The sequence below is a fragment of the Vreelandella lionensis genome (genome assembly GCF_002087295.1).
Taxonomy (GTDB): Bacteria; Pseudomonadota; Gammaproteobacteria; order Pseudomonadales; family Halomonadaceae; genus Vreelandella; species Vreelandella lionensis.
Map to the genome: position 1 here is coordinate 1 of NZ_MWVI01000009.1, position 1,200 is coordinate 1,200.

Annotated in this window: 3 protein-coding genes and 1 pseudogene; all 4 read left to right on the forward strand. The window is 56.8% G+C overall.

Annotation, left to right across the window (positions count from 1 at the left end):
- The coding region (locus B4967_RS00880) for a multicopper oxidase domain-containing protein (RefSeq protein WP_148663884.1) at positions 1 to 628 on the forward strand (628 nt) is incomplete at its 5' end.
- Between the two features lie 9 nt (positions 629 to 637).
- Positions 638 to 955, forward strand: coding sequence for a copper resistance protein B (locus B4967_RS19960; protein ID WP_279384622.1), 318 nt, complete (start codon positions 638 to 640; stop codon positions 953 to 955).
- Positions 952 to 1,044 (forward strand): annotated as a pseudogene (locus tag B4967_RS19965) (copper resistance protein B); the annotation flags it as partial. The gene B4967_RS19960 and the pseudogene B4967_RS19965, both read left to right, overlap by 4 nt.
- Before the next feature lie 58 nt (positions 1,045 to 1,102).
- Positions 1,103 to 1,200, forward strand: a 98-nt coding sequence (locus B4967_RS19970; RefSeq protein ID WP_279384623.1) for a copper resistance protein B, incomplete at its 3' end; no start/stop codon positions are given.

The following is a 1,200-nucleotide window of genomic DNA, read 5'->3' on the forward strand; positions in this document are numbered from 1 at the left end:
TGGCATGGCCAACATGTCGGGGATGGATCATTTCAGCATGGCTGGGATGGATCACTCCGGTATGTCCAACATGCAAGGCATGGATCACTCTACTATGGGGGGGATGGCAGCCGAGCAGGCCAAAATAGGCGCAAATGGTTTGCTTCTCGCCGGTGAAGCTCAGCCGGGCTCTCGCTATAACCAGGCGGGAATCGGCATTGATCCTGACGAACGACGCGTATTGGTTTACCGGGATCTCAAAGCGTTCACACCATGGCCTGATCGCCGTGAGCCAGGCCGTGAGCTTGAGCTGCACCTGACCGGCAATATGGAGCGTTATATGTGGTCGTTCGACGGTAAGAAGTTTAGCGAAGGGACCGGCCCTATTCATTTTGAGAAAGATGGGCGGCTGCGCCTAATTCTGATTAACGACACCATGATGGAGCATCCTATCCACCTCCACGGCATGTGGATGGAGCTGAAAAAAGGCCAGGGTGAATTGATTCCGCGCAAACACACCTTGAACGTGAAGCCCGGCGAGCGCGTGTCTGCGCTGATCACTGCAGACGCCGATGGCAGTTGGGCGTTCCACTGCCACCTTCTCTATCACATGTATGCTGGCATGTTCCGCGTTGTTCAGGTTTCTTAAGGAGGCAGTATGAAAACCAAGCACTACTTAACCCTCGCCAGCGCCGCCCTCGGCATGGCCGCCGCCACGACTGCTCAAGCCGAAGACGGCTATGACGCCCCGGCCGGCTGGCCGTCACCGGTCGTGGAGCACCCGATGACCACGGTACGGGTCGATCGCTTGGAATATGCTTCGCCCGACAAGGGGGGGGATGCCTTGGTCTGGGATTTCCAGGCCTGGTATGGCAGTGATTTCAATCGCGTATACGTGGAAGGCGAAGGCGAAAACGTCAGGGCGATGGCGAAGATGCAGAATTCGAGTCCCTCAACCTGCTTTATAGTCGTTTGATTGCCGACTTCTGGGAACTTCAGGGCGGCATCGGTTATCAGGGCGGTATCGCTACGAATGACTATCCCGAACGCTATTTCGGCGTCATCAGCCTATTGGGGCTCGCCCCCTATCGCTTCGCGACCGATCTCGACTTGATGCTAAGCGATGACAGGCGATATCTCCGCCAGCCTGGAAAGCGAATACGATCTGCGCCTGACTCAGCGGCTCTACCTACAGCCGCGTACCGAAATTGCCGTAGCTGC